This window comes from Sphingomonas tagetis, from assembly GCF_024211275.1.
GTDB classification, from domain to species: domain Bacteria; phylum Pseudomonadota; class Alphaproteobacteria; order Sphingomonadales; family Sphingomonadaceae; genus Sphingomonas; species Sphingomonas tagetis.
On record NZ_JAMLDX010000018.1, the window covers coordinates 1 to 24,559 of the forward strand.

Annotated in this window: 25 protein-coding genes; 5 read left to right on the forward strand and 20 right to left on the reverse strand. The window is 68.0% G+C overall.

Annotated features, from left to right (window positions below):
- Positions 1-111: 111 nt before the first annotated feature.
- The 3 genes from M9978_RS18340 to M9978_RS18350 all read right to left on the reverse strand — a co-directional run bounded on the left by M9978_RS18340 (position 112) and on the right by M9978_RS18350 (position 3,918).
- Entirely contained in the window at positions 112-1,293 is a 1,182-nt protein-coding gene (locus M9978_RS18340; protein ID WP_254295785.1) for a DUF885 domain-containing protein, read from the reverse strand.
- Between the two features lie 49 nt (positions 1,294-1,342).
- A complete protein-coding gene (gene recN, locus M9978_RS18345) occupies positions 1,343-3,004 on the reverse strand; it encodes a DNA repair protein RecN (protein WP_254295786.1) in 1,662 nt (553 codons plus the stop codon).
- A gap of 62 nt (positions 3,005-3,066) precedes the next feature.
- Entirely contained in the window at positions 3,067-3,918 is an 852-nt protein-coding gene (locus M9978_RS18350; protein ID WP_254295788.1) for an outer membrane protein assembly factor BamD, read from the reverse strand.
- 123 nt (positions 3,919-4,041) lie between these two features.
- Between M9978_RS18350 and M9978_RS18355 the strand changes: the two genes are divergently transcribed.
- The gene (locus tag M9978_RS18355; protein WP_254295790.1) at positions 4,042-4,866 is read left to right on the forward strand and encodes a class I mannose-6-phosphate isomerase; all 825 of its coding nucleotides are present in this window, start codon (positions 4,042-4,044) and stop codon (positions 4,864-4,866) included.
- Positions 4,867-4,959: 93 nt separating this feature from the next.
- Positions 4,960-5,556 (forward strand): glycine zipper 2TM domain-containing protein, encoded by a 597-nt coding sequence (locus M9978_RS18360; RefSeq protein ID WP_254295792.1) that lies wholly within the window; start codon positions 4,960-4,962, stop codon positions 5,554-5,556.
- 42 nt (positions 5,557-5,598) lie between these two features.
- On the opposite strand, the gene M9978_RS18365 is transcribed toward M9978_RS18360, so the two are convergent.
- The gene (locus M9978_RS18365) at positions 5,599-5,820 is read right to left on the reverse strand and encodes a hypothetical protein (RefSeq protein WP_254295794.1); all 222 of its coding nucleotides are present in this window, start codon (positions 5,818-5,820) and stop codon (positions 5,599-5,601) included.
- Positions 5,821-6,010: 190 nt separating this feature from the next.
- On the opposite strand from M9978_RS18365, the gene M9978_RS18370 reads away from it, so the two are divergent.
- Entirely contained in the window at positions 6,011-6,364 is a 354-nt protein-coding gene (locus tag M9978_RS18370) for a hypothetical protein (RefSeq protein WP_254295795.1), read from the forward strand.
- 64 nt (positions 6,365-6,428) lie between these two features.
- Here the strand turns inward: M9978_RS18370 and M9978_RS18375 are convergent, their stop codons facing one another.
- The 4 genes from M9978_RS18375 to tgt all read right to left on the reverse strand — a co-directional run bounded on the left by M9978_RS18375 (position 6,429) and on the right by tgt (position 11,877).
- Positions 6,429-7,433, reverse strand: coding sequence for a cell wall hydrolase (locus M9978_RS18375; RefSeq protein ID WP_254295797.1), 1,005 nt, complete (start codon positions 7,431-7,433; stop codon positions 6,429-6,431).
- Positions 7,434-7,628: 195 nt separating this feature from the next.
- On the reverse strand, positions 7,629-10,457 hold the full coding sequence (locus M9978_RS18380; RefSeq protein ID WP_254295798.1) for a M16 family metallopeptidase: 2,829 nt from the start codon (positions 10,455-10,457) through the stop codon (positions 7,629-7,631).
- Positions 10,458-10,485: 28 nt separating this feature from the next.
- Positions 10,486-10,692, reverse strand: coding sequence for a hypothetical protein (locus tag M9978_RS18385; protein ID WP_254295800.1), 207 nt, complete (start codon positions 10,690-10,692; stop codon positions 10,486-10,488).
- A gap of 51 nt (positions 10,693-10,743) precedes the next feature.
- Positions 10,744-11,877 carry a tRNA guanosine(34) transglycosylase Tgt gene (gene tgt / locus M9978_RS18390; RefSeq protein ID WP_254295802.1) on the reverse strand — a complete coding sequence of 378 codons (1,134 nt, stop codon included), beginning with the start codon at positions 11,875-11,877 and terminating at the stop codon, positions 10,744-10,746.
- 28 nt (positions 11,878-11,905) lie between these two features.
- Here tgt and M9978_RS18395 point away from each other — a divergent pair, with 28 nt between their 5' ends.
- On the forward strand, positions 11,906-12,520 hold the full coding sequence (locus tag M9978_RS18395) for a cupin domain-containing protein (RefSeq protein ID WP_254295804.1): 615 nt from the start codon (positions 11,906-11,908) through the stop codon (positions 12,518-12,520).
- Here M9978_RS18395 and M9978_RS18400 read toward each other — a convergent pair.
- The 3 genes from M9978_RS18400 to M9978_RS18410 are packed head-to-tail and all read right to left on the reverse strand — an operon-like array spanning position 12,500 to position 14,658.
- A complete protein-coding gene (locus tag M9978_RS18400; protein WP_254295806.1) occupies positions 12,500-13,162 on the reverse strand; it encodes an HAD hydrolase-like protein in 663 nt (220 codons plus the stop codon). The two genes, M9978_RS18395 and M9978_RS18400, sit on opposite strands and share 21 nt — an antisense overlap.
- Positions 13,155-14,099, reverse strand: a complete 945-nt coding sequence (locus M9978_RS18405) for a cation diffusion facilitator family transporter (RefSeq protein WP_254295808.1) — start codon at positions 14,097-14,099, stop codon at positions 13,155-13,157. Before M9978_RS18405 ends, M9978_RS18400 begins: the two co-directional genes overlap by 8 nt.
- A 52-nt stretch (positions 14,100-14,151) precedes the next feature.
- Entirely contained in the window at positions 14,152-14,658 is a 507-nt protein-coding gene (locus tag M9978_RS18410; protein WP_254295810.1) for an EF-hand domain-containing protein, read from the reverse strand.
- Positions 14,659-14,828: 170 nt separating this feature from the next.
- Here M9978_RS18410 and M9978_RS18415 point away from each other — a divergent pair, with 170 nt between their 5' ends.
- Complete coding sequence (locus M9978_RS18415; RefSeq protein ID WP_254295812.1) at positions 14,829-15,341, forward strand: hypothetical protein; 513 nt, start codon at positions 14,829-14,831, stop codon at positions 15,339-15,341.
- Here the strand turns inward: M9978_RS18415 and queA are convergent.
- From queA to M9978_RS18460, 9 genes are all read right to left on the reverse strand, one after another.
- On the reverse strand, positions 15,338-16,363 hold the full coding sequence (gene queA, locus M9978_RS18420) for a tRNA preQ1(34) S-adenosylmethionine ribosyltransferase-isomerase QueA (protein WP_254295813.1): 1,026 nt from the start codon (positions 16,361-16,363) through the stop codon (positions 15,338-15,340). The two genes, M9978_RS18415 and queA, sit on opposite strands and share 4 nt — an antisense overlap.
- Before the next feature lie 301 nt (positions 16,364-16,664).
- The gene (locus tag M9978_RS18425; protein ID WP_254295815.1) at positions 16,665-17,321 is read right to left on the reverse strand and encodes a peptidylprolyl isomerase; all 657 of its coding nucleotides are present in this window, start codon (positions 17,319-17,321) and stop codon (positions 16,665-16,667) included.
- A gap of 210 nt (positions 17,322-17,531) precedes the next feature.
- Complete coding sequence (coaD, locus tag M9978_RS18430) at positions 17,532-18,032, reverse strand: pantetheine-phosphate adenylyltransferase (RefSeq protein WP_254295938.1); 501 nt, start codon at positions 18,030-18,032, stop codon at positions 17,532-17,534.
- 28 nt (positions 18,033-18,060) lie between these two features.
- A complete protein-coding gene (locus M9978_RS18435; protein ID WP_254295817.1) occupies positions 18,061-18,972 on the reverse strand; it encodes a polyprenyl synthetase family protein in 912 nt (303 codons plus the stop codon).
- The gene (locus M9978_RS18440) at positions 18,969-19,214 is read right to left on the reverse strand and encodes an exodeoxyribonuclease VII small subunit (protein ID WP_254295819.1); all 246 of its coding nucleotides are present in this window, start codon (positions 19,212-19,214) and stop codon (positions 18,969-18,971) included. Before M9978_RS18440 ends, M9978_RS18435 begins: the two co-directional genes overlap by 4 nt.
- 31 nt (positions 19,215-19,245) lie before the next feature.
- A complete protein-coding gene (locus M9978_RS18445; RefSeq protein ID WP_254295821.1) occupies positions 19,246-20,940 on the reverse strand; it encodes a long-chain-fatty-acid--CoA ligase in 1,695 nt (564 codons plus the stop codon).
- Positions 20,941-20,984: 44 nt separating this feature from the next.
- Entirely contained in the window at positions 20,985-21,188 is a 204-nt protein-coding gene (locus M9978_RS18450) for a hypothetical protein (protein WP_254295823.1), read from the reverse strand.
- 79 nt (positions 21,189-21,267) lie between these two features.
- Positions 21,268-22,926 (reverse strand): GGDEF domain-containing protein, encoded by a 1,659-nt coding sequence (locus M9978_RS18455; protein ID WP_254295825.1) that lies wholly within the window; start codon positions 22,924-22,926, stop codon positions 21,268-21,270.
- Positions 22,927-23,038: 112 nt separating this feature from the next.
- A complete protein-coding gene (locus M9978_RS18460) occupies positions 23,039-24,478 on the reverse strand; it encodes a calcium-binding protein (RefSeq protein ID WP_254295826.1) in 1,440 nt (479 codons plus the stop codon).
- Between the last annotated feature and the right edge of the window lie 81 nt (positions 24,479-24,559).

Sequence of the window (24,559 nt, forward strand, 5' to 3'; positions counted from 1 at the left end):
TTTCCATCGACAGGTCTAATCCGGCATAGTGTTTCATGGCTGCTTCCTTCCTTCAGGCTTCGACCACCAGAAGTGTGCGCCGCTCAGCCGGCCCGAGGAAGCAGCCACAAATTACACGATGACGTAATAATGGCCGGCAAGCCCGAGCGGCGGATTGCCGGGGCCGTAATAGGCGGTGGTGGTGCCTTCGGCGGTTTCGGCGGGGATCGCTTTCAGGCCATAGGGCAGGCGCGGCAGGCGGTTGAAATAGCCCGGCATCAGGCCGTCGATCCTTTTGGCCTGAAGCGCGGCGGCGGCCATCAGCTCGTCGGCGGATTTGGGGTAGTATTTGGGGTTGGTGCGCAGATCGGAGACATAGGCTTCGCGGGTGGGGAAGCCGGCAGCCTTTGCGACCTTCTCCATCTCGGTTCGGATGCGCGCCACCTCATCGAGGCCGATCTCGTGGATCTGGTCGGCGGAGAGGTTGGTGGTGGTGAGCTGGCGGATGCGGAAGGCATAGTATTTCGCGCCGCCGGGCTGGGCCGAGACGCCGGCGGCCTTGGCGCATTTGGGCGCATATTCGCTGCGATAGAACGCCGCCGCCTTGGCATAGGCCGGGTTGAGGGTGGTGGTGATCACGCGCCTGGCGCGGTTCTGCAACGCGGCCCATTCGGCATCGGTCGCGTCGGCGGGCTTGGCGCGGGTGAAGGGGATGTAGAAGCGCGATTTGGTGGCGTCCTCGGCGATGACGCCGGTGATCGTCTTTTCGAACCCGGCGAGGCTGACGCAGGGCTGGACATAGCCGCCCTTGATCGCCTGCCGCGTGATGGCGATCAGCTCGTCATTGGTCGCGGGGTATTTTTCGAGCCGGGCGAGATAATTGGCGTAATCGGGCTTGGTGCGAAATCCGCCGCGCTCGCCCTGACCGGCGGCGCTCTGCCAGGGATTGGAATAGCTGGTGAACAATATGGTGCGCTGGCCATAGCCATTGCCCTCGATGCTCTCGGCGAGCAGGCGGCGCAGGATCGCCTTGTCGGTGCGCTGGACGGGCGAGAGGCCGGCATCGGGGATCGCGTCGAGCCGCTTGAGGAACACGCCCTCCTGCGCGGCGCGGCGGTCTTCGGCGGCGAGGCTGACATCGCCGGTGCCGGTCGGGTCGCGGTCCTGGCCGAGCGAGCGCGCGAAGCCGGGGTTTTCGCGCAGCACCCACTCGAAATGCTCGTCGAGCAGCTTCTGGAAGTCATCGGACGGGGTGGCGAGGGCCGGGGTGGCGGACAGGAGGAGGGCGGCAAGGGCAAGACGGTGGTTTCGCATGAAACGAGGCAAGCAGACCCGCGCCCGCATTGCAATGCGTGTCGTGCCGCTAGGCGGCTTCCAGCAGCCGTTCCGCCTGTGCGCGCGCTTCGTCGGTGATCTGCGCGCCGGAGAGCATGCGGGCGATCTCCTCGCGGCGGGCGGCATCGTCGAGCGCGCGGACGCCAGTACGGGTGACGAGGCCGTCATGGCTTTTGGCGATCAGCAAGTGATGCGCGCCACGCGCCGCGACCTGCGGGCTGTGCGTGACGACGAGCAGCTGCGCGCCGGCCGACAGGCGGGCGAGGCGTTCGCCGATCGCGCTGGCGACGGCGCCGCCGACGCCGCGGTCGATCTCGTCGAAGATCAGCGTGCGCGCGCCGCCTTCCTCGGCCAGCGCGACCTTGAGCGCGAGGATGAAGCGCGACAGCTCGCCGCCCGAGGCGATCTTGATCAGCGGCGCGAAGGGTGCGCCGGGATTGGTCGAGACTTCGAACTCGACGCGGTCGCGGCCGGATGCCGACCATGAATCGCGGGGTAGCGGGTCAACGACGGTGCGGAAGCGCGCGGCGTCGAGCTTGAGCGGCGCCAGTTCGCTGGCGACCGCGGCATCGAGCCGCGCGGCGGCGGCCGTGCGCGCGGCGGAGAGCGCTTCGGCGGCTTGCGTATAGGCCGCTTCGGCGGTGGCGACGGCGGCTTCGAGCCTGGCGATCTCGCCTTCGCCGCCTTCGATGAGGGTCAGGCGCGCGGCCAGCGTTTCGGTCAGCTCGGCGAGATCGTCGGGCTGGACGCGGTGCTTGCGGGCGATGGCGCGCAGTTCGAATAGGCGAGTCTCGTCGGCCTCGAGCTGCGCGGGGTCGAAGGCGAGCGCTTCGGCGGCCTCGTCGACCTTGTCCTGCGTCGCGCCGCCCTCGATCAGCGCGCGGTCGAGCGCGGCAAGCGCTTCCGTCAGGGCGGGGTGGTCCTGTGCGATGCGGTCGAGAATGCGCGCGGCCTGACGCAGCCGGGTGAGCGCGCCGTCGCTGCCGTCGAGCAGTTCGGCGATGGCCTGGAGCTCGGTCGCGATCTTCTCGCCCCGCTGCATCGTCGCGCGGCGTTCGGCGAGCTGGGCTTCCTCGCCGGGCTCGGCCGCGAGCGCGGTGAGTTCGGCGACGGCGTGTTCGAGCCATTCGCGGTCGCGCGCGGCGCTGTCCTGGGTGGCGCGAGCTTGCGCCAGCGCGTCCTCGGCGTCGCGGAACTCGCGATGCGCGGTGGTGACGGCGGCGGTGTCGAGCTTGCCGAAGCTGTCGAGCAGCGCTCGATGCCCACGGGCGTTCAGCAGGCCGCGATCGTCATGCTGGCCGTGGATCTCGACCAGATAAGGCCCGAGTTCGCGCAGCAGGCCGGCGGAGGCGGGCTGGTCGTTGACGAAGGCGCGGCTGCCGCCATCGGCCTTGACGATCCGGCGGATGGTGAGCGGTTCGGACGTGTCGAAATCGAGCCCGCTGTCAGCGAGCAGCGTGGCGGCCGCGGCGGGATCGGGGAGATCGAACACGGCGGTGACGACCGACTGCGCCGCGCCCTGCCGGACGAGGCCGCTATCCGCCCGCGCGCCCAGCGCCAGACCGAGCGAATCGAGCAGGATCGACTTGCCCGCGCCGGTCTCGCCGGTGAGCACGCCGAGCCCCGCGCCGAAATCGAGGTCGAGCGCCTCGATCAGCACGACATCGCGGATGGAAAGCGCGGTCAGCATCGCGCGCTGTTACCCTGTTTTGTTCCGCCTTGGGAGAGGCGTTTCATCAGGGGCTTGCGCGCTCAGCTCGTCGTCGCGGGCGTGGGCGAGGCGGCGGGTGCCGGCGCGGGCGTTTCGACCGCAGGCACCGGGACCGGCTCGCCATGCTTCCCGATCAGCTCATAGGCGCGCTCGTACCATTCGGTGCCGGGATAGTTGGCGCCGAGCACGGCTGCGGCCTTCTTCGCCTCGTCCTTGATGCCGAGCGCGAGATAGCTTTCGACCAGCCGCATCAGCGCCTCGGGCGTGTGCGTGGTGGTCTGATAGGTGTCGATCACGGTGCGGAAGCGCATCACCGAGGCGAGCCACTGGCCGCGTACCTGATAATAGCGCCCGACCTCCATCTCCTTGCCGGCGAGGTGATCGCGGACGAGGTCGATCTTGAGCCGCGCGTCGGCGGCGTAGCGCGTATTGGGATACCGGCGGTTGAGCTCGCCCAGCGCGTCGAGCGACTGCTGCGTGATCTTCTGGTCGCGCGTCACGTCGCTGATCTGCTCATAATAGCTGAGCGCGATCAGATAATAGGCATAGGGCGCGTCGCGGTTGCCGGGGTGGACGGCGAGGAAGCGCTGCGCCGACTGGATCGCCTGGGTGTAATTCTTGTCGAGATAATAAGCGAAGGCGCCCATCAGCTGCGCGCGGCGCGCCCACACCGAATAGGGGTGCTGGCGCTCGACCTCGTCGAACAAGGCGGCGGCGAGCTTGTACTGGCCGCGGTCGAGCCGGTCCTTGGCCGCGGTGTAGAGCGTGCCGACGTCGCGCGCGACATAGGGCAGATCGGCGCGGGTGCCGCCGCCGCGGTTACAGCCGGCGAGCGGAAGGGCGAGCGCCGCGACGAGAACAAGCGCGAGCGGACGAGTGGGGGAGATACGCATAGGGGGCGTTGTTAGCCGAGAGATGCGGCGGCGCGAAATGTTTTTTGGCAAGGGTTGCGGGGACAGGGATCGTCACCCAGAAACGGCGCGTTTACCGCCGCGATTCCGACAAATGGAGGACAGATGCCCGCCACGCTTCTTGAAATGCATCGGGTGGAAAAGCCCTGGGGGCGGCACAAATTGTGGCCGGGCTTCGCCGATCCGGCGCCCGAGGGCGAGCCGGTGGGCGAGGTGTGGTTCCAGTCGCCGGGCGACAGCACGCCCGACCTGCTCGTCAAATATCTCTTCACCAGCGAGAAATTGTCGGTGCAGGTGCACCCCGACGATGCGCAGGCGCATGCCCGCGGGCTGCCGCGGGGCAAGGACGAATGCTGGGTGATCCTCGACGCCGAACCCGATTCGACGATCGCGCTGGGGACGCATCAACCGGTCGATCACGCCACGCTGCGCGCGGCGGCGCTCGACGGGTCGATCGAGCAATTGCTCGACTGGAAGCCGGTCAAGGCGGGTGACTTCTTCTACGCGCCGTCAGGCACGGTGCATGCGATCGGCGCGGGGATCACGTTGATCGAGATCCAGCAGAACAGCGAGACGACGTACCGGCTGTATGATTATGGCCGCCCGCGCGAACTGCATCTGGAGGATGGCGTGGCGGTGTCCGACGCGCGGCCGTTCGTGCCGGCGCCGATGCCGGGCGAGGTGGCGCCGGGGCGCACGATTCTGGTCGAAGGACCGAAGTTCGTGCTCGAGCGCTGGCCGGGCGGCGAGCGCGCGCTGCGGCTGCCCGATGGCGTGACCGGCTGGCTGGTGCCGGTGCGCGGTGCGGGCGAGATCGACGGCGTTGCCTGGCAGGCGGGCGAATGCCTGGCGGTGACCGGCACAGCGCTGATCGACGCGTCGGAGGACAGCGATCTGCTGTTCGCTTACCCCGGAACGTCGCACATCTGAAGGTAGCCGTGCGATGAACGGCACGTAGTTTCGCATTCACGCAACTTGCACATCGGTCACCCGTTGGGGTGGTTCATGAGGCAGGAGAGTATAATGCGTAGTTCAATCATGGCCGCCGTGTTGGCGTCGGTGGCGCTCGCCCCGATCCCGGCGGTCGCCCAGCAGCAGACCCCGCGCGAAGAATATCGCGACGAGGTCCGCGACGCACAGCGTGACTATCGCCGCGACGTGCGCCGTGCGGATGACCCGCAGGACGTGCGCGAGGCGCAGCGCGAATATCAGGACGAGGTGCGCGATGCGCGCCGCGACTATCGCGAAGACCGTCAGGAACAGTGGCGCGACGGCCGCCGGGCGGACCGCCGCGACTGGCGCCGCTATCGCAACTATGACTGGAACCGGCCGGGTCAGGGCCAGCGCGCCTATTATGCCGACGATTATTATCGTGACGGCCGCTATTATCAGGAACGCCGCCTGACGCGTCAGGACCGCATCTATCGCGGGCGTGACGGCCGCTATTATTGCCGCCGTGGCGACGGTACGACCGGGCTGATCGTGGGCGGTATTGCCGGCGGTTTCCTGGGGAGCGCGCTGTCGAACGGCCGCTCGAGCGTGTTGGGCGTATTGCTCGGCGCGGCCGGCGGCGCGGCGCTGGGGTCGTCGATCGACCGCGGCAACATGCGCTGCCGCTAAGGCTGAGGAGAGGCGGGGTCCGGTTTCCGGACCCCGTTTCGCTCAGAAGATGAAGCCGCCGAGCGACAGCCGGATCGCGCCGATCACCAGCACGACGATGTTGAGGTTACGGCCGGTGTTGGAATCCGACAGCACCCCAAGCACCAGGCCGACGATCGCCATCGGGATGACGAGGTAGTTGAGCCATCCGAGCAACGGGATGAGCGCGACGAGCATCACGGGGACCGTGACGACACCGACGATGAGCGAAATCAGGTTCAGCATGACGGAAACATGGGTCCTTTCGGGTGTTTTGGCAAGGTAAGACAGTCGATCGCCCTGATGAACGAAGCCATCGCACTTGCGACACCCCGCGACACAAAAACACGAAAGCGGTGAAAGTGTTGCGACATCCGCCCCCGATAACGGGCTCAGGCCGCTGAATGGCCGAAATTTTTGAGTGAGGAGTAAAGTCATGAAGAAGTTCGCACTGATGATCGCCGGTATCGGCATCGCGGTTTCCGCTGTCCCCGCCGCTTCGGCGCAGGGCGCGTGGCAGAACCTCAACCAGCGCCAGGCGCAGCTCGATCGTCGCATCGACCAGGGCGTGCGCAACGGTCAGCTGAGCCGCCGCGAGGCGATCCGCCTGCGCACCGAGTTCCGCCAGATCGAGATCCTCGAATCGCGCTATCGCCGCTCGGCGCCGGGCCTGACCCAGTGGGAGCGCCGCGATCTCGACCGCCGTTTCGACGCGCTGTCGGCGAAGATCCGCTGGGAGCGCCGCGATCGCGACGATCGCCGTGGTGACCGGCGCGACTATCGCCGCTAAGTCGATCGCCCGTTAAGGGTAAACGGACGGCCTCCGCCAGCAATGGCGGGGGCCGTTTGGCGTTTCAGCGGAGCGGCTTGCCGCTGTCCTTCCAGCGATCGAGCACTTGCGACTCCGGCGCGGCGGCATATTGCGGGAGGACGTCGCCGCTCTGGACATAGGCGCGCTGCACCTCGGCGGGCTGCGTGCGGGGCGGTTTGCCGGGGACGGGCATCGGCATTTCCGGCATCGCGGCGGCGAGGGCCGGCGTCGCGGTCACGGCGCGGGGAAGCGGGCCGGGATAGGGCTCGCCGCCATGATAGGCTTGGCGGAATGCTGCGCCGGTGCCCCAATAGCCCTTCCACCGGTGGAAGAAATGCGCGCCGAACACGCCGGTCATGACCAGCGACTTGTTCCAGCTCGGGGTGACCGCATAGGTGTGATAATGCGTCGCCATGCCGACCGGCGCGAATACGGCGCCGTTGAGCGCGGCAGCGGCAACGCGCGCGGCGCGCTGCCAATAGGCGCGGGACGGGACGCGTGCCATCGATCCGTCGCAGGCGAAGCTGAACTGACAGACGGTCTTGTCCGAACCCTGATAGACCACGCCGCAGACCGTCGAGGGGAAGGTCGGATGGCGGGCGCGGTTGAGGATCACCTGTGCGACGGCGCGCTGGCCGTCATCGGGTTCGCTCGCCGCTTCGTAATAGATCGCCGTGGTCAGGCATTCGAGCGCGCGCGCCTTGTCCTGCGCGGAGCCGCGCATGATAAAGGGCGGGGCGGGGCGCAGCGACGGATCGAGCACGGCGTTTTCGGGAACGGGGGCGTCGGGCAGCTCGACCGTGCCGGTCGTGCCTGCGCCCGGCGCGGCGAAGGCGGTCTCGTCGGCCGCAAGATGATAATAGGCAGCCCCGGGGAAGTGATCGTCGGCCTCATAGCCGGCCGCGGCGGGAGCGACGGCGCGCGCCTTCTGCTCCGATGCTTCGAGCGAGGCGAGTCCGGCCTGCGCCGACATGCCAGCGCCCACCAGCGACACCAGCAATGCCGCCGCGATGCCCCGAAGCTGAAGTCGCGTAAATCGCCGCAGCACGCTTGTCTGTCCCCGATCGAGGCAGGGCATGTAGCGGAAAAGGAGGCGGATTTCTGCTCCTGATTTGGCGGTGTCCCGGGGTGAAACGGTTGATAGTTAATGCAATTTTTAGGGGTGGGCGATGATCAAGCCCCTCCCCTTCAGGGGAGGGGTTCGGGTGGGGCCGGGCCTCAAGTGCAGGTCTCGGTGTTAGTCCTACTTCAACGCCGCGCTGTCCAGATTCAGCGCCGCCGCCGGGATCACTTCGACCTGCGGATAGGTCTTGCGCAGCGCATCGACGAACTGCTTCGCATCGCCGACCACGACGATGCTCGCGCCCGCCGGATCGAGCACCTTCTTCGCCGCGGCCTGCACCGCGGCCGGATCGACGCCCTGGATCGACGGGATGTAGCTGCGCAGCGTGTCGAGCGGGACATCCTCAGCCACATAGTCGGCGAGCGCGCCGGCGATGCCGTCGGTGCGCTCGATGCGGCGGCCGAAGCTGCCGACCAGCACCGCCTTGCGCGTTTCGAGCTCGGCGGCGGGGACGGGTTCGTCGGCCATGCGCTTCATCTCGGCGGCGAGCAGCGCCACGACTTCGGGTGCGGACGGGTTCTTCGTCTGCGTCGCGGCACTCACGATGCCGGGCATGCGGCGCGTATCGACGCTGCTGCTGGCGCCATAAGCGAGGCCGCGCTTGATGCGGATCTCGCGGTTGAGCCGCGAGGTGAAGCCGACGCCGAGCGTCGCGTTGGCGACCTGCGCGGCATAGAATGCGGGATCGCTGCGCGCGATGCCGGGACGGGCGACCACCACGCCGGCCTGCCCCGCATCGGGCATATCGACAACGATCACGCGCGGCGCGGGCTGCGGCTCGCTCGCGCGCGTGCTGACGGTCTGGACCGAGCCCTTCCAGTCGCCGAACAGCTTCTGCGCGAGCGCGACCGCGTCCTTCTGCGCGATGTCACCGACGACGACCAGCGCAGCCTGCGAAGGATGCCAGCCCTCGGCATAGGCTGTGGCGACATCGGCGCGCGTGATCTTGGGCAGCGAGGTGGGCGTGCCGCTCAACAGATTGCCATAGGGCTGCGCGCCGAACACCGCGCGGCTGGCGACCATGCCCGATACCGCGGCGGGGTCCTTGAGCTGGACCGCGACGCCGTCGATCGACTGTTTGCGCGCGCGGTCGATCTCGTCTTGCGCGAATGCGGGATTGCGCGCGACGTCGGCGAGGATGGTGAGCGCGGGCGCGACCTGATCGGCCTTGACCGTCACGGTGGCGAAGGCGGCATCCCAGTCCGCGCCGGCGCCGATCGAGCCGCCGAGCGATTCGATCTGCTGCGCGATCTGCTCGGCCGAGCGGGTCTTCGTGCCCTTGGTCAGCAGGTCGGCGGCGAGGCTGGCGGTGCCGGCCTTGCCCGACGGGTCGCGTGCGCCGCCGGCCTGGCTGACGACGGTGGCGGTGACGATCGGCAGGTCGCGCTTTTCGACCACGATCACGCGCATGCCATTGGCGAGCCTAGATTCGCTGACGGCCGGGATGGCGGGCGTGACCGGCGCGGTCGGGGCGGGGACGGCGACGCGATCGGCGGCACTCGCCTGGGTGTGGATGACCACGTCCCTGGGCGCGACGAGCGGCGCGACCTTGACGGTCGGCGCGACGGCGATCGCGTCGCCCTTCTTGCCGGCTTCCTCGGGCAGATAGACCAGCGCCGCCGACTGATTGTCGCCCAGATATTTGCGCGCGACGCGCTGGACGTCGGCGGCGGTGACCTTGGCGATGTCGGCGAGCTGGCGGTCGCTGTGGCGTGGATCGCGATCGATGATGATCGAGGCGGCGAGGGTCGAGGCCTTGCCCTCGGCGGTCTCGCGGCTCTTGAGCGCGGCGGTGAGGATCTCGTTCTTGGCCTCGGCCAGCTCGGCGGCGGTGACTGGCTTGTCGCGCAGATCGGCAAGTTCGCGGCGCATCGCCTTCTCGCCCTCGTCCGCCGATTTGCCGCCGGCGAGGATGGCGTACATCGCATAGGAGCCGGTCGACTGGCGCGAATCGAGGAAGGTGTCGGCCTGCGCGGCGAGCTGGTCGCGATAGACGATGTTGCGGTAGAGCCGCGAATTCTCGCCGCCCGACAGGATGCCGTCGAGCACGGTGAGCGCGGGCGTGTCGGGACTGTTGTCGGCGGGCAGCTGGTAGCTCAGCAGCACCGCGGGAAGCGGCGTGTTGGCTTCATAGACCGTCTGGCGCGTCGCCTTGGTGCGTGGCGGTTCGGCGACGGTGACGCGCGGGATCGGGCGGTTGGGCTTTGCGATCTTGGCGAAATATTTGTCGACCCACTGGTCGAGCTGTTTGGGGTCGAAATTGCCGGCGACCACCAGCACGGCGTTGTCGGGCCGGTAATAGGTCGCGTGGAAGGCACGGATGTCGTCGATCGTCGCGGCGTCGAGATCCTCGATGCTGCCGATGCCGGGGCGGGCATAGGGATGCACCGCGTAGGAGATGTTCGGGAAATAGACGTAGAACAGCTTGCCATAGGGCGAGGCGAGCACGCGGCTGCGCAGTTCCTCTTTCACCACATCGCGTTCGCTGGCGAAGACCTTGGCGTCGACGACGAGGCTGGCCATGCGGTCGGCCTCGGCGAACAGCAGGCGCTCGAGGTGGTTGGCGGGGACCACCTCATAGTAATTGGTATAGTCCGAATTGGTCGAGGCGTTGTTGTAGCCGCCGACATCCTCGGTCAGGCGGTCCATCTGCTCGTCGACCAGGTTGCGCGTGCCCTTGAACATCAGATGCTCGAACATGTGCGCGAAGCCGGACTTGCCCGCGGGATCGTCCTTGCTGCCGACATCGTACCAGACCTGCACCGAGACATTGGCGGTCGAGGTGTCGCGGATGGCATAGAGTTTGAGGCCGTTGGGCAGCGTGCGCTCGGTATAGGCGAGCGGCGCGACCGCGATCTCCTTTGCCGGCATGGGCGCGGCCTGCTGCGCGTGCGCGGTGAACGGGAGCAGGGCGGCGCCGAGGTACAGCGCGGTGCGGGTCAGGCGCATTCGGTTCTCCGGAAGGGGAGGAAAGGACTCAGTCTTTGTTGCGGCGCGCGGCGTAGATCACCGCGGCGGCGAGTGCGGCGGAGCCGATGCCGAGACCGATCTTGCCGAGCGGCCATTTCTTGCCCTCGCCGGGCTGTGGTGTGCCCTCCGCGCGCTCGGCAGTCTCGCGTGCGATGCGGGCGGCGGCGGTGATCTCGTTGGCGATTTCGTCGGCAGATTCAGGCTTGTCGGTCACGCAACTCTCCTTGTGCCTCACCAACCTAAGACTCCCGGCGAGTCCGTGCAATCAGCCTTCGCCGCCATAATAGGCCGATCTGAACGCGTTGGCGTGATCGCTCAGCCGGCCGTTGGCGATCGCGGCGCGCAGGCCGGCCATCAGCTGCTGGTAGAACCATAGATTATGCTCGGTCATCAGCATCGCGCCGAGAATTTCGCCCGCCCGCACGAGGTGATGGAGATAGGCGCGGCTGAAACTGCCGCAGGTCGGGCAGCCGCAGCTGGGATCGAGCGGTCCCTGATCTTCGGCATGCTTCGCGTTGCGGATGTTGACCGGGCCGCGTGCGGTGAAGGCCTGGCCGGTGCGGCCCGAGCGGGTGGGAAGCACGCAGTCGAACATGTCGATCCCGCGCTCGACCGCGCCGACGATGTCGTCGGGCTTGCCCACGCCCATCAAATAGCGGGGCTTGGCGGCGTCGAGCTGGCCCGGCGCGTAATCGAGTACGCCGAACATCGCCGCCTGCCCTTCGCCGACGGCGAGGCCGCCGATCGCGTAACCGTCGAAGCCGATGTCGAGCAGCGCGTCGGCGCTGACCTTGCGCAGCCCTTCATCCAGCGCGCCCTGCTGGATGCCGAACAGGGCGTTGCTCTCGGCGTGGTCGCCGCCGGCGTCGAAGCCCTGACGGCTGCGTTTTGCCCAGCGCATCGAGCGTTCCATCGCCGCGGCCTGCACCTCGCGGGTCGAGGTGGTGGGGACCAGCTCGTCGAACGCCATCACGATGTTGCTGCCAAGCAATCGCTGGATCTCCATCGAGCGTTCGGGGGAGAGGAGGTGGCGGCTGCCGTCGAGGTGCGACTTGAAGACGATGCCGTCCTCGCTGCGCTTGGTCAGCTCGGACAGGCTCATCACCTGATAACCGCCGCTGTCGGTCAGGATCGGGCGATCCCAGCCCATGAAGCCGTGCAGCCCGCCGAGGCGGTGGACTCGCTCGGCGGTGGGGCGCAGCATCAGGTGATAGGTGTTGCCGAGGATGATGTCCGCGCCCGACGCGCGCACGTCCTGCGGCTTCATCGCCTTGACCGTGGCGGCGGTGCCGACCGGCATGAAGGCGGGGGTGCGGATCTCGCCGCGGCGCATGGCGATGATGCCGGTGCGAGCCTTGCCGTCGGTGGCGTGAATGTGGAAGTCGAAACGCGGAAGCATTTCGCCCGATTGGTGCGTTGGAGGGCCGATGGCAAGCGAACGTGACGAGCAATTGCGGGAAAGCGCGCGGCACCGCGGCCTGAAGCTGGTCAAGTCGCGGCGGCGCAAGGCGGGCGGGGACTATGGCAATTATGGGCTGACCGATGCGGGCGGGACGCAATTGCTCGGGTTCGGCAAGGGCGGGCTGACCGCGAGCGCGGACGAGGTCGAGGCCTATCTTCGCGGGGCGATGCGGAGCGACTGGAAGGAAGCCGCGAAGGGACTGCCCAAAGCGAAACCCGCGCCAAAGCCCAAGGCGCCGCCGAAGCCGAAGCTCAAGAAGCTCAAGATCGAGAATTTGCTGGCGAAATTACCGTCCGCAAAGCGCAGCGAGGTGTTCACGCAGCTGGCAAGCGCAGGGCGTGTGCGAGTCGAGCGGATCGTGTCGGGCGGGCAGGCGACGCCAGAGGACAAGCCGTTCAAACAGGACGCGGACGAATGGGTCGTGCTGCTCGCGGGCAGCGCGGCGATCCGGTTCGAGGACAGCGAGGAGGCGGCGCTGATGCCCGGCGACCATCTGCTGATCCCGGCGGGCACGCGGCATTGGGTGACGCGGACCGATCCGGACGAGCCGACGGTGTGGCTAGCGGTGCATTTTGGCTGACGCGACGAGATGCGCGGCGACTGCCGAGGGCGTGTCGAAGGCGATATCGGGCTGCAAGTGCGCGAACGCCTCGGGGTTGGCATAGCCCCACAGCACCGCGCCCGCCAGCACGCCGGTCTCGCGTGCGGCGTCGACGTCGCGAGTCTCGTCGCCCAGCGAAAGCACCTGCATCGGCGGGATGCCGCTCGCCTTCAACACCTTGCGGAATTTGGGCGCCTTGCCGAACAGCGATGCGCCGCATGCCCAATAATCGATGCGCGCGGCGTTGATCTCCCCCAGCACGGCGCGGGCATTGGCTTCGCTGTTGGAGGTGACGACGGCCATCTTCACGCCCGCCGTCCCGATCGCGGCGAGCATCTCGGGCACGCCGGGGAAGAGATGAACCTTGCCCGTGTTCCGCCCGAACAGGCCGCGCGTGTAGCGCGAGATGAACGGCAGCTTCCAGCGCGGGATGGCGAGCCGGCTGACCACGTCGCGCGTGCTGAGTCGGCGCAGCGTCTCGACCTCGTCAGGGTCGACGCGGCGAAAGCCGTAGCGGTCGGCGAGGTGGTCCATGATCGACAGGAACCAGCCGCCGCTGTCGGACAGCGTGCCGTCGAAATCGAAGATCACCAGCCGGATCGGCGGCGCAAGCTCAGCCATGGCCGTGGTGCAGGCTGCACGGATCGCCGTCGCCGATCTCGATCTGCAGCGTCGCGTGGCCGATGCCGAAATCATGCTGCAGCCGGTGCTCGGCATCGTGGAGGAAGGTGTCGCCGGGGTGGCCATCGGGCATCAGCAGATGCGCGGTGAGCGCGACTTCGGTCGTGCTCATCGGCCAGATGTGCAGATCGTGGACACGGCTGACGCCGGGCAGCGCGGCCAGCGCGCTCTCGACCTTCTCGGGATCGATGCCGGGCGGCACAGCGTGCAGCGCCATCGTCAGCGAGTCGCGCAGCAGGCCCCAGGTGCTCCACAGGATCACCGCGACGATGATCAGGCTGAGCGCGGGATCGATCCATGCCGCGCCGGTCCACAGCATCAGCGCGCCGCCCGCGACTACCCCCGCCGACACCGCGGCGTCAGCGGCCATGTGCAGATAGGCGCCGCGAATGTTGATGTCGCCCTTGCGCCCGCGCGCGAACATCAGCGCGGTCGCGGTGTTGATCAGGATGCCGATGCCCGCGACGATCATCACCGTGCTGCCTTCGACCGGCGGCGGCGCGGCGAAGCGGCGTGATGCTTCGAGCGTGATCGCGCCGACCGCGAACAGCAGCAGCACGGCGTTGGCGAGCGCGGCGAGAATGGTCGAGCTGCGCAGGCCATAGGTGAAGCGGCGCGAGGCGGGGCGCCTGGCGAGCGAGGCGCCGCCCCAGGCGATCAGCAGCCCGAGTACGTCGGACAGATTGTGCCCCGCGTCCGCCAGCAGCGCCATCGAATCGGTGAGGATGCCGGCGGCGCCCTCGACGATGACGAAGGCGAGATTGAGCGTGGTGCCGATCAGGAAGGCGCGGCCGAAATCGGCGGGCGCATGGCTGTGGCCAGCGCCGTGCGAGTGACCGGCGTGCGAATGGCCGTGATGATCGTGCGAGCCGTGCATATGTGAGTGTCTTAGCCGCGGTGCAGCATGTGATGCTAGGACACGTTGCGCATCAGCGGCGCTGGCGTTGCGGCGGGCGGGCGTCGCGCTCACCGGGGCGTTCGCCCGGACGGAGCATCTGGCGCACGGTCAGCAGTTCGGATCGCTTCAGCACGCCGTCCTTGTCGCGGTCGAATCGGTCGAAGAACAGCTCGAAGCGCGCCTGCAACTCGGCCAGGCTGACCTTGTTGTCGCCATCCTGGTCGACCTCGAACGGGCTGGGCAGCGCGTTGCGGTTGCCCAGCCAGCGCTCGGCCCAGTCGCCGAAGCCGATATAGCCGATCGCGGGCTGGCCCTTCGCCACGGTCTCAAACGTGCGCGCGACCCCTGCGGTGAATTCGGTGCGGCTGACCGCGGCGTCGCCATCCTTGTCGAACGCGGCGATCGCCATCGCCACCGGTTCGGCGATCATCAGCGGGATCGGCTCGGCGCCGGGCTGCGGCTGCTGGACCGCGACGCCGGGCGGCGGCGGGCCGTTCTGCGCCGCAGCGGCGAGAGCAAAGGCAAGGGCAAGGATCATCAGGGTCTTTCGGGCGGCGCGGAGAAGTGCGCGATCGGGACAAAGCGGAACTTTGCGGCGGTGGCATGGCGGGACCGGCCTTTTGCGGTGCGCGTCGTCATTTCGGGTAGGCTGTCAGTGGCGAGCGGCATTGCCGAGCAACATGCTCGCAGCAACAAGGGGAGATCGCGATGAAGATGACGACCGTTACGCGCCGGGGCTGGATGCTGGTTGCCGCGATGCTGGTCGCCGGTTGCAGCGGCGGCGAAAGCGGAGGGCAAAGCGGGGAAGCGTCGCAGGCAGCCAGCACCGGCCCGCTCGAATGCCCGGTCAAGCAGTCCAAGGTCGAGAATGGCGCGAAGCCCGATGAAGCGCTGTTCAGGCGCATCATCCGCTGCGCCAAGGGCGCGAAGACCGTGCCGGAAGGTCAGGAAGGCGCGGTCGAGGTCGAGGTCAAGTCGGTCGATATCGGCAGCTCGCGCCCGTGGAGCTATCGTCAGGATAGCGGCACCGGTCAGGCGGACACGATCGTTAATCCGGTCAAGGCGACCTACACCGTGCGAACGCTGTATCGCGCGGCGACCGAGGAAGAGGCGGACTGGATCCGCGTGCTCAACTTCTATGTCGACAGCTTCGGCGAATGGCGGATCGGGTCGGAAGAGCCGGTCAAACCGGGCGACGCGAAGCGCATTCCCAAGAGCTAGGGCAGCAACAGGCTCGCATCGCCATAGCTGTAGAAGCGGTAGTCATTCTCGATCGCATGGGCATAGGCCGCCTGCATCCGATCGAGGCCCATCAGCGCGCTCACGAGCATGAAGAGCGTCGAGCGCGGCAGGTGGAAGTTGGTGATCAGGCCGTCGATACCGCGGAAGCGATAGCCGGGGGTGATGAAGATTGCGGTGTCGCCGTCGAACGGGCGGACGATGCCGTCCTCGCCGCTGGCGCTTTCGATCAGGCGCAGGCTGGTGGTGCCGACGGCGATGACGCGGCCGCCATTGGCGCGGACGGTGTTGAGGCGGTCGGCCGTCGCGGCATCGATCCGGCCCCATTCGGCGTGCATCTTGTGATCGGTGGTGTCGTCGGCCTTGACCGGCAGGAAGGTGCCCGCGCCGACATGCAGCGTCAGCGTGGTGTGGCCGATCCCGGCGGCATCGAACGCGGCCATCAGCTCGGGCGTGAAGTGCAGCGCGGCGGTGGGCGCGGCGACGGCGCCGGGTTCGTTGGCGAACATCGTCTGATAGTCGTCCGCGTCGCGCGCGTCGGTCTGGCGCTTGGCTGCGATATAGGGAGGGAGCGGCATGCGGCCGGCGCGTTCGAGCAGCAGTTCGACCGGTTCGTCGCCGGGGAAGAACAGCGTGAAGCTGCCGTCGTCGTGGCGCGCCTCGGCGATCGCCGTAACGCCGTTGCCGAAATCGATGGTCTCGCCGGTGCGCAGCCGCTTGGCGTTGCGGATGAAGGCGATCCAGTGACGCGGGCCTTCGCGCTTGTGCAGCGTGGCGCCGATATTTGCCTCGCCGCGGCGCCCTTCGAGCTGGGCGGGGATGACGCGGGTGTCGTTGAACACCAGCAGGTCGCCCGCGCGCAGCAGGGCGGGGAGGTCGCGGACGCCGCGGTCCTCGGTGCGGTCTCCGTCGAGCAGCAGCAGGCGAGCGGAATCACGTGGGGCAGCGGGCCGCAGCGCGATGCGCTCGGCGGGCAGCTCGAAATCGAACAGGTCGACGTTCATTGGGGGGCTGAACTCAAGCAGAACGAGGTCGAGACGGAGCCGAATTTGCCGACAGGCGAGGAGCAAGGAGAGAGCGATGCTGTAGCATCGTGACCGACGCGCGACGACGTCCTGTCGGCAAATTCGGCCCGCCGCTGCGCGGTCGTCCGTGGAAAGCCGCCGAGCGTCGTCGCTTGCTTGCGCGTAGCTTCAGCTACGCGTCTGCGCTGCACTCCTCGTCGGCGGCTTTCCACGGACGATCTCGATCCTCGTTCTGCTTGAGTTCAGCCCCCTGGTCAGCCCGGTCGTGCCGGGCCGCCTCTCACTTCTTGACCGGACCCGGCGGCAGCGCAGCGGGCACGTCGAGCATGGGCGCAGGAGCGGCGGGCGCCGGCGTGTAGGCCGGCGGGTTGTCCTCGGCGATATACGCGTGGAGGATGCGCGCCGGCTGTGCGGGCGGCTCGCCGCGCGGGATCGAATCGACATAGGCCATGCCCTCGATCACCCGGCCGAACACGGTGTATTTCTGGTCGAGCTGAAGCCGCGGCGCGAACATGATGAAGAACTGGCTGTTCGCGCTGTTCTCGTCCTCCGCGCGCGCCGACGACACCGCGCCGCGCACATGGGGGAGGTAGTTGAACTCCTTTTCGAGGTTCGGCAGTTCGGACTGGCCGGTGCCGTCGCCCTTGGGGTCGCCGCCCTGCGCCATGAATCCTTCGATCACGCGGTGGAAGATCAGGCCGTCATAGAATTTCTGGCGGGTGAGCGTCTTAATCCGCTCGACCGCCTTGGGCGCGACATCGGGGCGCAGCCAGATGGTGACGCGGCCGCCGGTCGACAGGTCGAGCAGCCAGAGGTTCGCCTTGTCGGTGGTCTGCGGCGGCGTGGCGCGGCCGGCGGGCGGGGGCACGATCTGGGCGCTGGCCTGGCTCGCGAACAGCGATCCCGCAAAGGCAAGAAGAAGGGCAACAAAACGCATCAGAATCCCCACCGGACAGGAAGTTGCAGCCGCTTAGAGCAATTCGCTGCTGTCGGTAAAGTGAATGAGGCTGGTGGCGAAATTGGGGCGTCGTTCGATTCAGCTTCGCTGAATCGGCGGTGCCGGCCCGCTCCCCCACCCGGCCACCCACTTCAGTGTATCTTTGATGGGTGGCCGGGTGGGGAGCGGGCTGGCACCGCAAATCAGAGCTCAGCTTCCCTTGCGCCCGATCTGCTCGACGCGCTCGGCGACCTCGTCGCGGACGGTGGCCGGGACGAACTTGCGGATCTCGCCGCCATACATCGCGATTTCCTTGACCAGCCGGCTGGCGATCGGCTGGAGCGAGACGTCGGCCATCAGGAAGACGGTCTCGATGCGGCCGTTGAGCTGCTGGTTCATGCCGGCCATCTGATACTCATATTCGAAGTCCGCGACCGCGCGCAGGCCGCGCACGATCACGCTTGCGCCCTCGCGCTCGGCAAAATCCATCAGCAGCGAATCGAAGCTGACGACATGGATTTCGCCCGCGATGTCGGCGACTTCGCGCTTCACCATTTCCATCCGCTCCTCGACGGTGAACATCGGGTTCTTGGATGGGTTGGTGGTGACGCCGATGACGAGCCGGTCGACCAGCTTCGCGCCGCGGCGGATGATGTCCATATGGCCGAGCGTGATCGGATCGAAGGTGCCGGGATAGACGCCGGTGCGAATGGTCATGGTTCAGGCTCCCCCCTGAGAATTAGCGGTCCCGCTCGAGCGTGTAGCGGGCGATGTCGCGCAGCAGGTCGGCTTCGGGACCGAAATGGCGCAGGTGATCGATCGACTGGTCGACCAGCAGCCGCGCCTGTTCGCGCGCACGGTCGAGGCCAAGCAGGGTGAGGAAGGTTTCCTTGCCCGCCGCCTCGTCCTTGCGCAGCTGCTTGCCGACCGCCGCCTCGTCGCCCTCGACGTCGAGGATGTCGTCAGCGATCTGGAAGGCGAGGCCGATGTCGCGGGCATAGCCGCGCAGACCGGTGCGGCCTTCCGGCGGTACGCGGCCGAGGATCGCGCCGGCCTCGACCGAGCAGGCGATCAGCGCGCCGGTCTTGAGCGCCTGCAATCGCGTGACGGTGGCGAGATCGAAGCTCGACTGTTCGGCGGCGAGATCCATCATCTGCCCGCCGGCCATGCCGCCGGGGCCGGCGGCGCGCGCGAGGTCGGCGACCAGCTCGGCGCGGACGAACGGGTCGGCATGGGTCGCTGGATCGGCGAGAATTTCGAAGGCCAGCGCGTGGAGGCAGTCGCCGGCGAGGATCGCGGTCGCCTCGTCGAACGCGCGGTGAACGGTCGGCTTGCCGCGGCGCAGATCGTCGTCGTCCATCGCGGGCAGATCGTCATGGATCAGCGAATAGACATGGATGCACTCGATCGCGGTCGCGGCGCGCGCGGTGCAGGCGCGATCGACGCCGAACAGCCCGGCGGTGGCGAAGGCGAGCAGCGGGCGCAGCCGCTTGCCGCCGCCGATCGCGGCGTAGCGCATCGCCTCATACAGCCGCGAGCGCGGATCAGTTGGGATGGCGAGCAGATGGTCGAACTGGCGGTCGATCTCCGCGGCGACGTCGCGCAGCGCGGTTTCGAAGGATAGCGAAGCATCCGCCACCGCGGCACTCATCCTGCAGCGAACGGCGTGGTGCCGGTGACGTTGCCGGCCGAATCGGCGCGCACCTGCTCGATCCGCGCCTGCGCCGAATCGAGGCGGGCCTGGCAGAGTTTGCGCAGGCGATCGCCCTCTTCGTAGAGGCTGATCGCCTGGTCGAGCGGGACTTCTCCGCTTTCGAGCCGGCCGACGATCTGCTCGAGTTCGCGAAGCGCTTGTTCGAAGGAAAGGTCTGCGGTTTGGGCGCCGTCTGTCATGCCGATGCTATGCGGCAGCAGGGGCGGCGATTCAACCTTCCGCCGCAATCTCCAGCAACAGGTCCTTGCGGCTGAGCTTGCCGATCATCGTCTTGGGCAGCTTCTCGCGGATCACCACCGCATCGACGCGCTCGTGCTTGCCGACCTGCGGGTTGAGCCAGTCGTGCAGTGCCTGTCCGGTGACGGGCTCGGCGTCCTCGTTGAGGGAGACATAGGCGCGCGGGGTCTCGCCGCGATAGGCGTCGGGCATGCCGACGACCAGTGCCTCCTTCACCGCAGGGTGGCGGTAAAGGACCTCCTCGATATGCTTGGGGAAGACCTTGAACCCCCCGACGGCGATCATGTCCTTGAGCCGGTCGACGATGCGGATGAAGCCGTCCTCGTCGATTTGCCCGACATCGCCGGTGCGCAGCCAGCGCTGGCCGGTTGCGTCGGTGCAGAAGGTCGTGTCGTCGGTCTCGGGCCGGTCCCAATAGCCCTGCATCATTTGCGGCCCGGCGAGCACGATCTCGCCCGGTTCGCCGTCGGGTGCGGGCTGGCGCGGGTCTTCCTTGTCGACCAGCCGGACGCGGGTGGCGATGATGGGCTGGCCGATCGTGCCGGGCTTGCCCTCGGCCCGGTAGGGATTGGCGGAGACGACGCCCGAGCTTTCCGACAGGCCATAGCCTTCGAGCAGACGCGCGCCGGTCGCCGCCTCGAACCGCGCTTTGAGTTCGGCGGGCAACGGCGCGCCGCCCGAGATGCAATATTTGACGCTCGACCAGTCGGTGCCCGCCATGTTGGGGTGGTCGAGCAGCGCCTGGAACATCGTCGGCACGCCGGGCAGTGCGGCGGGGCGCGTGCGGTTGATCGCGTCCAGGGCCTGCGCGCCGTCGAAGCGCGGGAGCATGACGATCTCGCCGCCGGTGATCACCGTGCGGTTGAGCACGCAGGTGTTGGCGAAGACGTGGAAGAAGGGGAGGACGCCCAGCACCTTGTCGTGCGAGGTGCCGAGATCGGGGTCGAGGCGGGCGACCTGCCGCGCATTTGCGGTGAGGTTCTGGTGAGTCAGCATCGCGCCCTTGGGCACGCCGGTGGTGCCGCCGGTGTACTGGATCAGCGCGAGATGGGTTTCGGGGTCGATGTGCGGCGAGGCGCAGGCGCCGTCATTGGCGATCAGCTTCGAAAAGGCGAGGATGCGCGGGTCGTCGGGCTTTTCGGCGACCTCCTTGCGCTTGAACATGCGGTAGAGCAGCGACTTGGCGGCGGGCAGGGCGCCCGCGACCGAGCCGACGACGAGGCGTTCCAGGCTGCTGGCTTCGAGCACCTTGAGCGCGGTGGGCAGCAGGGCAGTGGCGCTGAGGGTGAACAGCAGGCGGGTGCCCGAATCCTCGACCTGCGCGCCCAGTTCCTCGACCGAGTAGAGCGGCGAGAAATTGACGACCGTCGCGCCTAGCTTGAGGATGCCGTAATAGGCCGCGACATAATGCGGGACGTTGGGCAGGAACAGCCCGATGCGGTCGCCCGGGCCATAGCCGAGCGCGGCGAGGCCGCACGCCACGCGGTTGGCGCCGTCGAGCGTCTCGGCATAGCTGTAGTGACGGCCGAGGAAATCGAGCAGCGGGGCGTTGCCCATCCGCTTCGCGGACTCATCGAACGCCGTCGCCATCGAGAGCGGCGGGAGATGCTGGTCCCACGGGCCGGGGTGACGATAGGCAGTACGCCAGACCTGCTCGGGATCGCTCATTTACATGAGTGTAAGCAGGCGGTGTGGCGTGTCAACGCGGCGTGTCAGCGGAGGACGCGCTTCCAGCTGTGCAGGAACGAGAAGGCGACGAGGCCGAGATCGACCTTCGCTTCGAGCTTGCTGATCGTGCTCGGCGCGGCATCGTGGGTGACGCGTATATCGGCGATCGGATCGGAGAAGGCGAACAGCCCGGCCAGGGCGATGCCGCCACCCGCCAATGCAATCCTGCGCTTGTCCAAGCTGGTCATGACCGCCTCCCTATGCGGGCGATCATTACGCATGCGACGGCTGAACCGCAAGTGAACTGCGGCGAAGCGTTTGATTATATTAGGCCGCGAGCGGGGCGGATCGCGCGCGGTCGCGGCCAGCTGATTTGGCGGCGAACAGCGCGGTGTCGGCGGCGCGGTAGAGCGTTTTCCAGTCGGACTCGGCCATCAGCGTGCCGGTGGCGGTGCCGATGCTGGCAGTCACGCGCAGGTCGAACGGCATGCGCGTGGCGCGCAGGCGGCCGAGCAGCAGGTTGGGTTCGAGCGGATTGGCCATGTCGGCGATGACCGCGAACTCCTCGCCGCCGATCCGCGCGACGAGCGCGCCCGGCGGGGCGAGCTGGCGCAGCGTGCGCGCGACGACGCGCAGCACTTCGTCGCCGCCGTCATGGCCGAGCGTTTCGTTGACCTGCTTGAAGTGATCGAGGTCGAGGACCAGCAGCGTCTGCGGCCCCGGACGGCCGATCGCGCTGGCGAGGAACGCGCGGCGGTTGAGCAGGCCGGTGAGCGGATCGGTATCGGCGAGGCGGCGCGCGACCGTCTCCGCCGCGATCGCCTGGTCGCGCTCGCGGCTGAGCAGGCGGATGCGATAGGCGATCGCGACCGAGGAGATCAGTGCCTCCGCCGCCATCGACACGATCGTCGAATTGTCGATCCAGAAATTCCACGGGATCAGCCCGAAATTGGCGAACACGCGCAGGCTGGCGGCGAAGATCGGCAGCGCCCAGGCGATGGCGAAGATCCACAGATAGTTCGAGCGAGCGCGCCACGCCTGCCACAGCGTCGCGGCGACCGTCCCGAGCACGCCGATGAACATCCAGCTATAGAGCGGGTCGATATACCGCACGCCGAGCGGGGCGATCACGACGAACAGCGTGCCGGTGCCGAGCAAGGTGACGACCGTGATTTTCAGAGCGAGCCGCAGCCGCGGGCCGAACACATGCTCTTCGAAAAAGGCGCGGGCGAACAGCAGCGCCGAGGCGCAGGCAAAGGTGAGCAGCAGATAGTTGAGCCGCAGCCGGTCGTTATTGTCGATGCCGGGCCATGCCCAGGCCAGCGCGCCGGATGAGGTGAAGGTGTACGCCATCAGCGCCGCGATCATGACGCAATAGGCAAGCTGGAAGCGGTGGCGGAGCGAGGCCCACAGCGCGAGATTGTACACCAGCAGCGCGAAGGCCAGTCCCGCAAAGCCCGCATAGATCGTAGCCATCATCAGGTTGGAGCGGTCGCTCTGCGCCTCGCTGGCGAGGCGCGGGCCGATGACGATGCCGCGCAGGTTCGCCGCGCCCTCGACCTTCCACATCAGCCGTTGCACCTTGGCCCGGTAGCGCGGCAGCGGATATTCGACGATCGCGCCGAGCTGGATGCGGCGCGAGAGCGTGTCGTGATCGTCGCGCAGCGTGGCGAGCCGCCCGTCGGCATAGAGGACATGAAGCTCGAGCGCCTGCTGCCACAGGCTGCCCTGACGCGCGACGAGCGGCTGGCGCGAGCGCGAGCGCAGGTCGATCGGGTTGGAGATCGCCCAATAGTCGCCGGGGCCGAAGTCGGTCTGCTTCGTCCGGCAGTCGAATCGTTCGGGCTGGCGGATCAGCAGCGCCGGGTCGTCACCGGGCTGGACTCGGCGGATGCAGACCTTGAGCTCGCGCCCGACCTGGCCTCCGGCGAAACCGGCGGCCAGAGCGGGCGTCGCCGCGCCGAGCAGCGCGAGCGCAACGATCATGGCCGCCAAGACCCAAGCCGTCAGCCTCGTTCCCATCCGCGCCGGTCTAGGCCCCGGAAGCGAACAACTGGTAAAGATAACGGGGCGTTAGGGATGGAAGCGGAGATTCCGCTCAGAACAGCGTCAGCGGTCCCTCCAGCACGAAATCGCCGGCGCGCAGCGCGATGCGGCCATCGAGCCGGATCGACAGTTCCGGCGCAGCACCGGGGACGAGATTGACCTCGACCACCGTGTCGTTGCCATGGACGCGATAGCGGACCTGATTGACCCAGCTGAACGGCGCTTCGCCGATGAAAGTCAGCCGCCCGAGCAGCGGCGCGAGCGCGGCGAGATCGATGCGGTCGCCGGCGGTTGCGTTGAAATCGGCGATCCGATCACTGGCGTCGGGATCGGCCGCCCCGTCGCCCGTGCCGCGCCAGATGAAGCGGTCCGCGCCTGCGCCGCCCGAGAGGATGTCCGCGCCGGTGCCGCCGGTGATCAGGTCGCCGCCGCCCATGCCGTGGAGCCGGTCGCCGCGCGGGCTGCCGGTGAGGGTGAGCGGGGCGGTGCCGGGGGCGGGGTAGTTGGGATCGATCGAATTGCCGGTCTGGAACGAGCCGCTCAGCGCGGCCATCGCCACCTGCTGCTGCGCCGGGGTCAGCCAGCCGGGCAGACCGAGCGCGCTGGCATAGGTGGTCGGCCAGTGCGCCGCGACGGCGTTGAGTGCGCTGTTGGGGAAGGGCAGGCCGGTAAAGGCCGGCAAGGTGTTGTTGATCCCCATGCGGATCACGCCGTTGAGCAGCACCGGATCGTTGGCCGAGGTGAAGTCGACGAACTGCGCGGCGACATCGGCGGGGTCGATCCAGAAATGCAGCGCGGCGGAGGGAATCCAGTTGGGCGCGCCGAACGCGACGAAATCGGCGCGCGCCTGCGTCGCGGCGGCGCCGTTCGCGGCAATGGCATGGGCGAGGACATATTGGGTGTAGCCCGCGCCGAGCGAGTGGCCGGTGACATGGATGCGCGCCTCCGCGAGCCGCGGATCGGCGAGTAGGCCGTCATAGAGCGAAGTGGCGCGGGCGGCCTCGTCGAGCGGGATGCCGAGCAGGATCGATTCGCCCTGGATCGCGTCCGGACCGTCCGCGCCGGCAAAGGCGAGGATCACGTCGGTGACGCGACCGGCGGCGTCGCGTTTCTCGACGATGCCGGCGAAGAAGTCGCCTTCCGAACTGCGCTCGATCCGGTCGATGACATAGCCGCCGCCGATCGCGATCGCGCGCGTCTCGGGCTTGGCGTCGAGGCCTTCCCAGAAGGTTCCGAAATAGACGCGGTCCTGCAGCGTGACGTCGCCGGGGAGGCCGCACACGGCGAGTCCGGCGGAGCTCGCGGGGGCCGGGCAGCTGCCGGTCGTCATGGCGGTCGAGGACGATGTGGTGGAGGCCGTGGCGGACTGAGGCTCGGGCGCGGAAGGGGCGACGATCAGGCCGCCCGCGCCGCCCGATGGCATGCCGCTGGTGATGCCGAAGGCGGCGGCTGTGCCTGCCGCGAAAATGGCGACCGAAAGCGTCTTTCGCATCCTGCTCTCCCCGTGCACCGGCCGGCTGCGTTCTCGCGCCGGTCCGTGGTTGCACGGTGCACAGGCTAGGCGGTTTGCCGC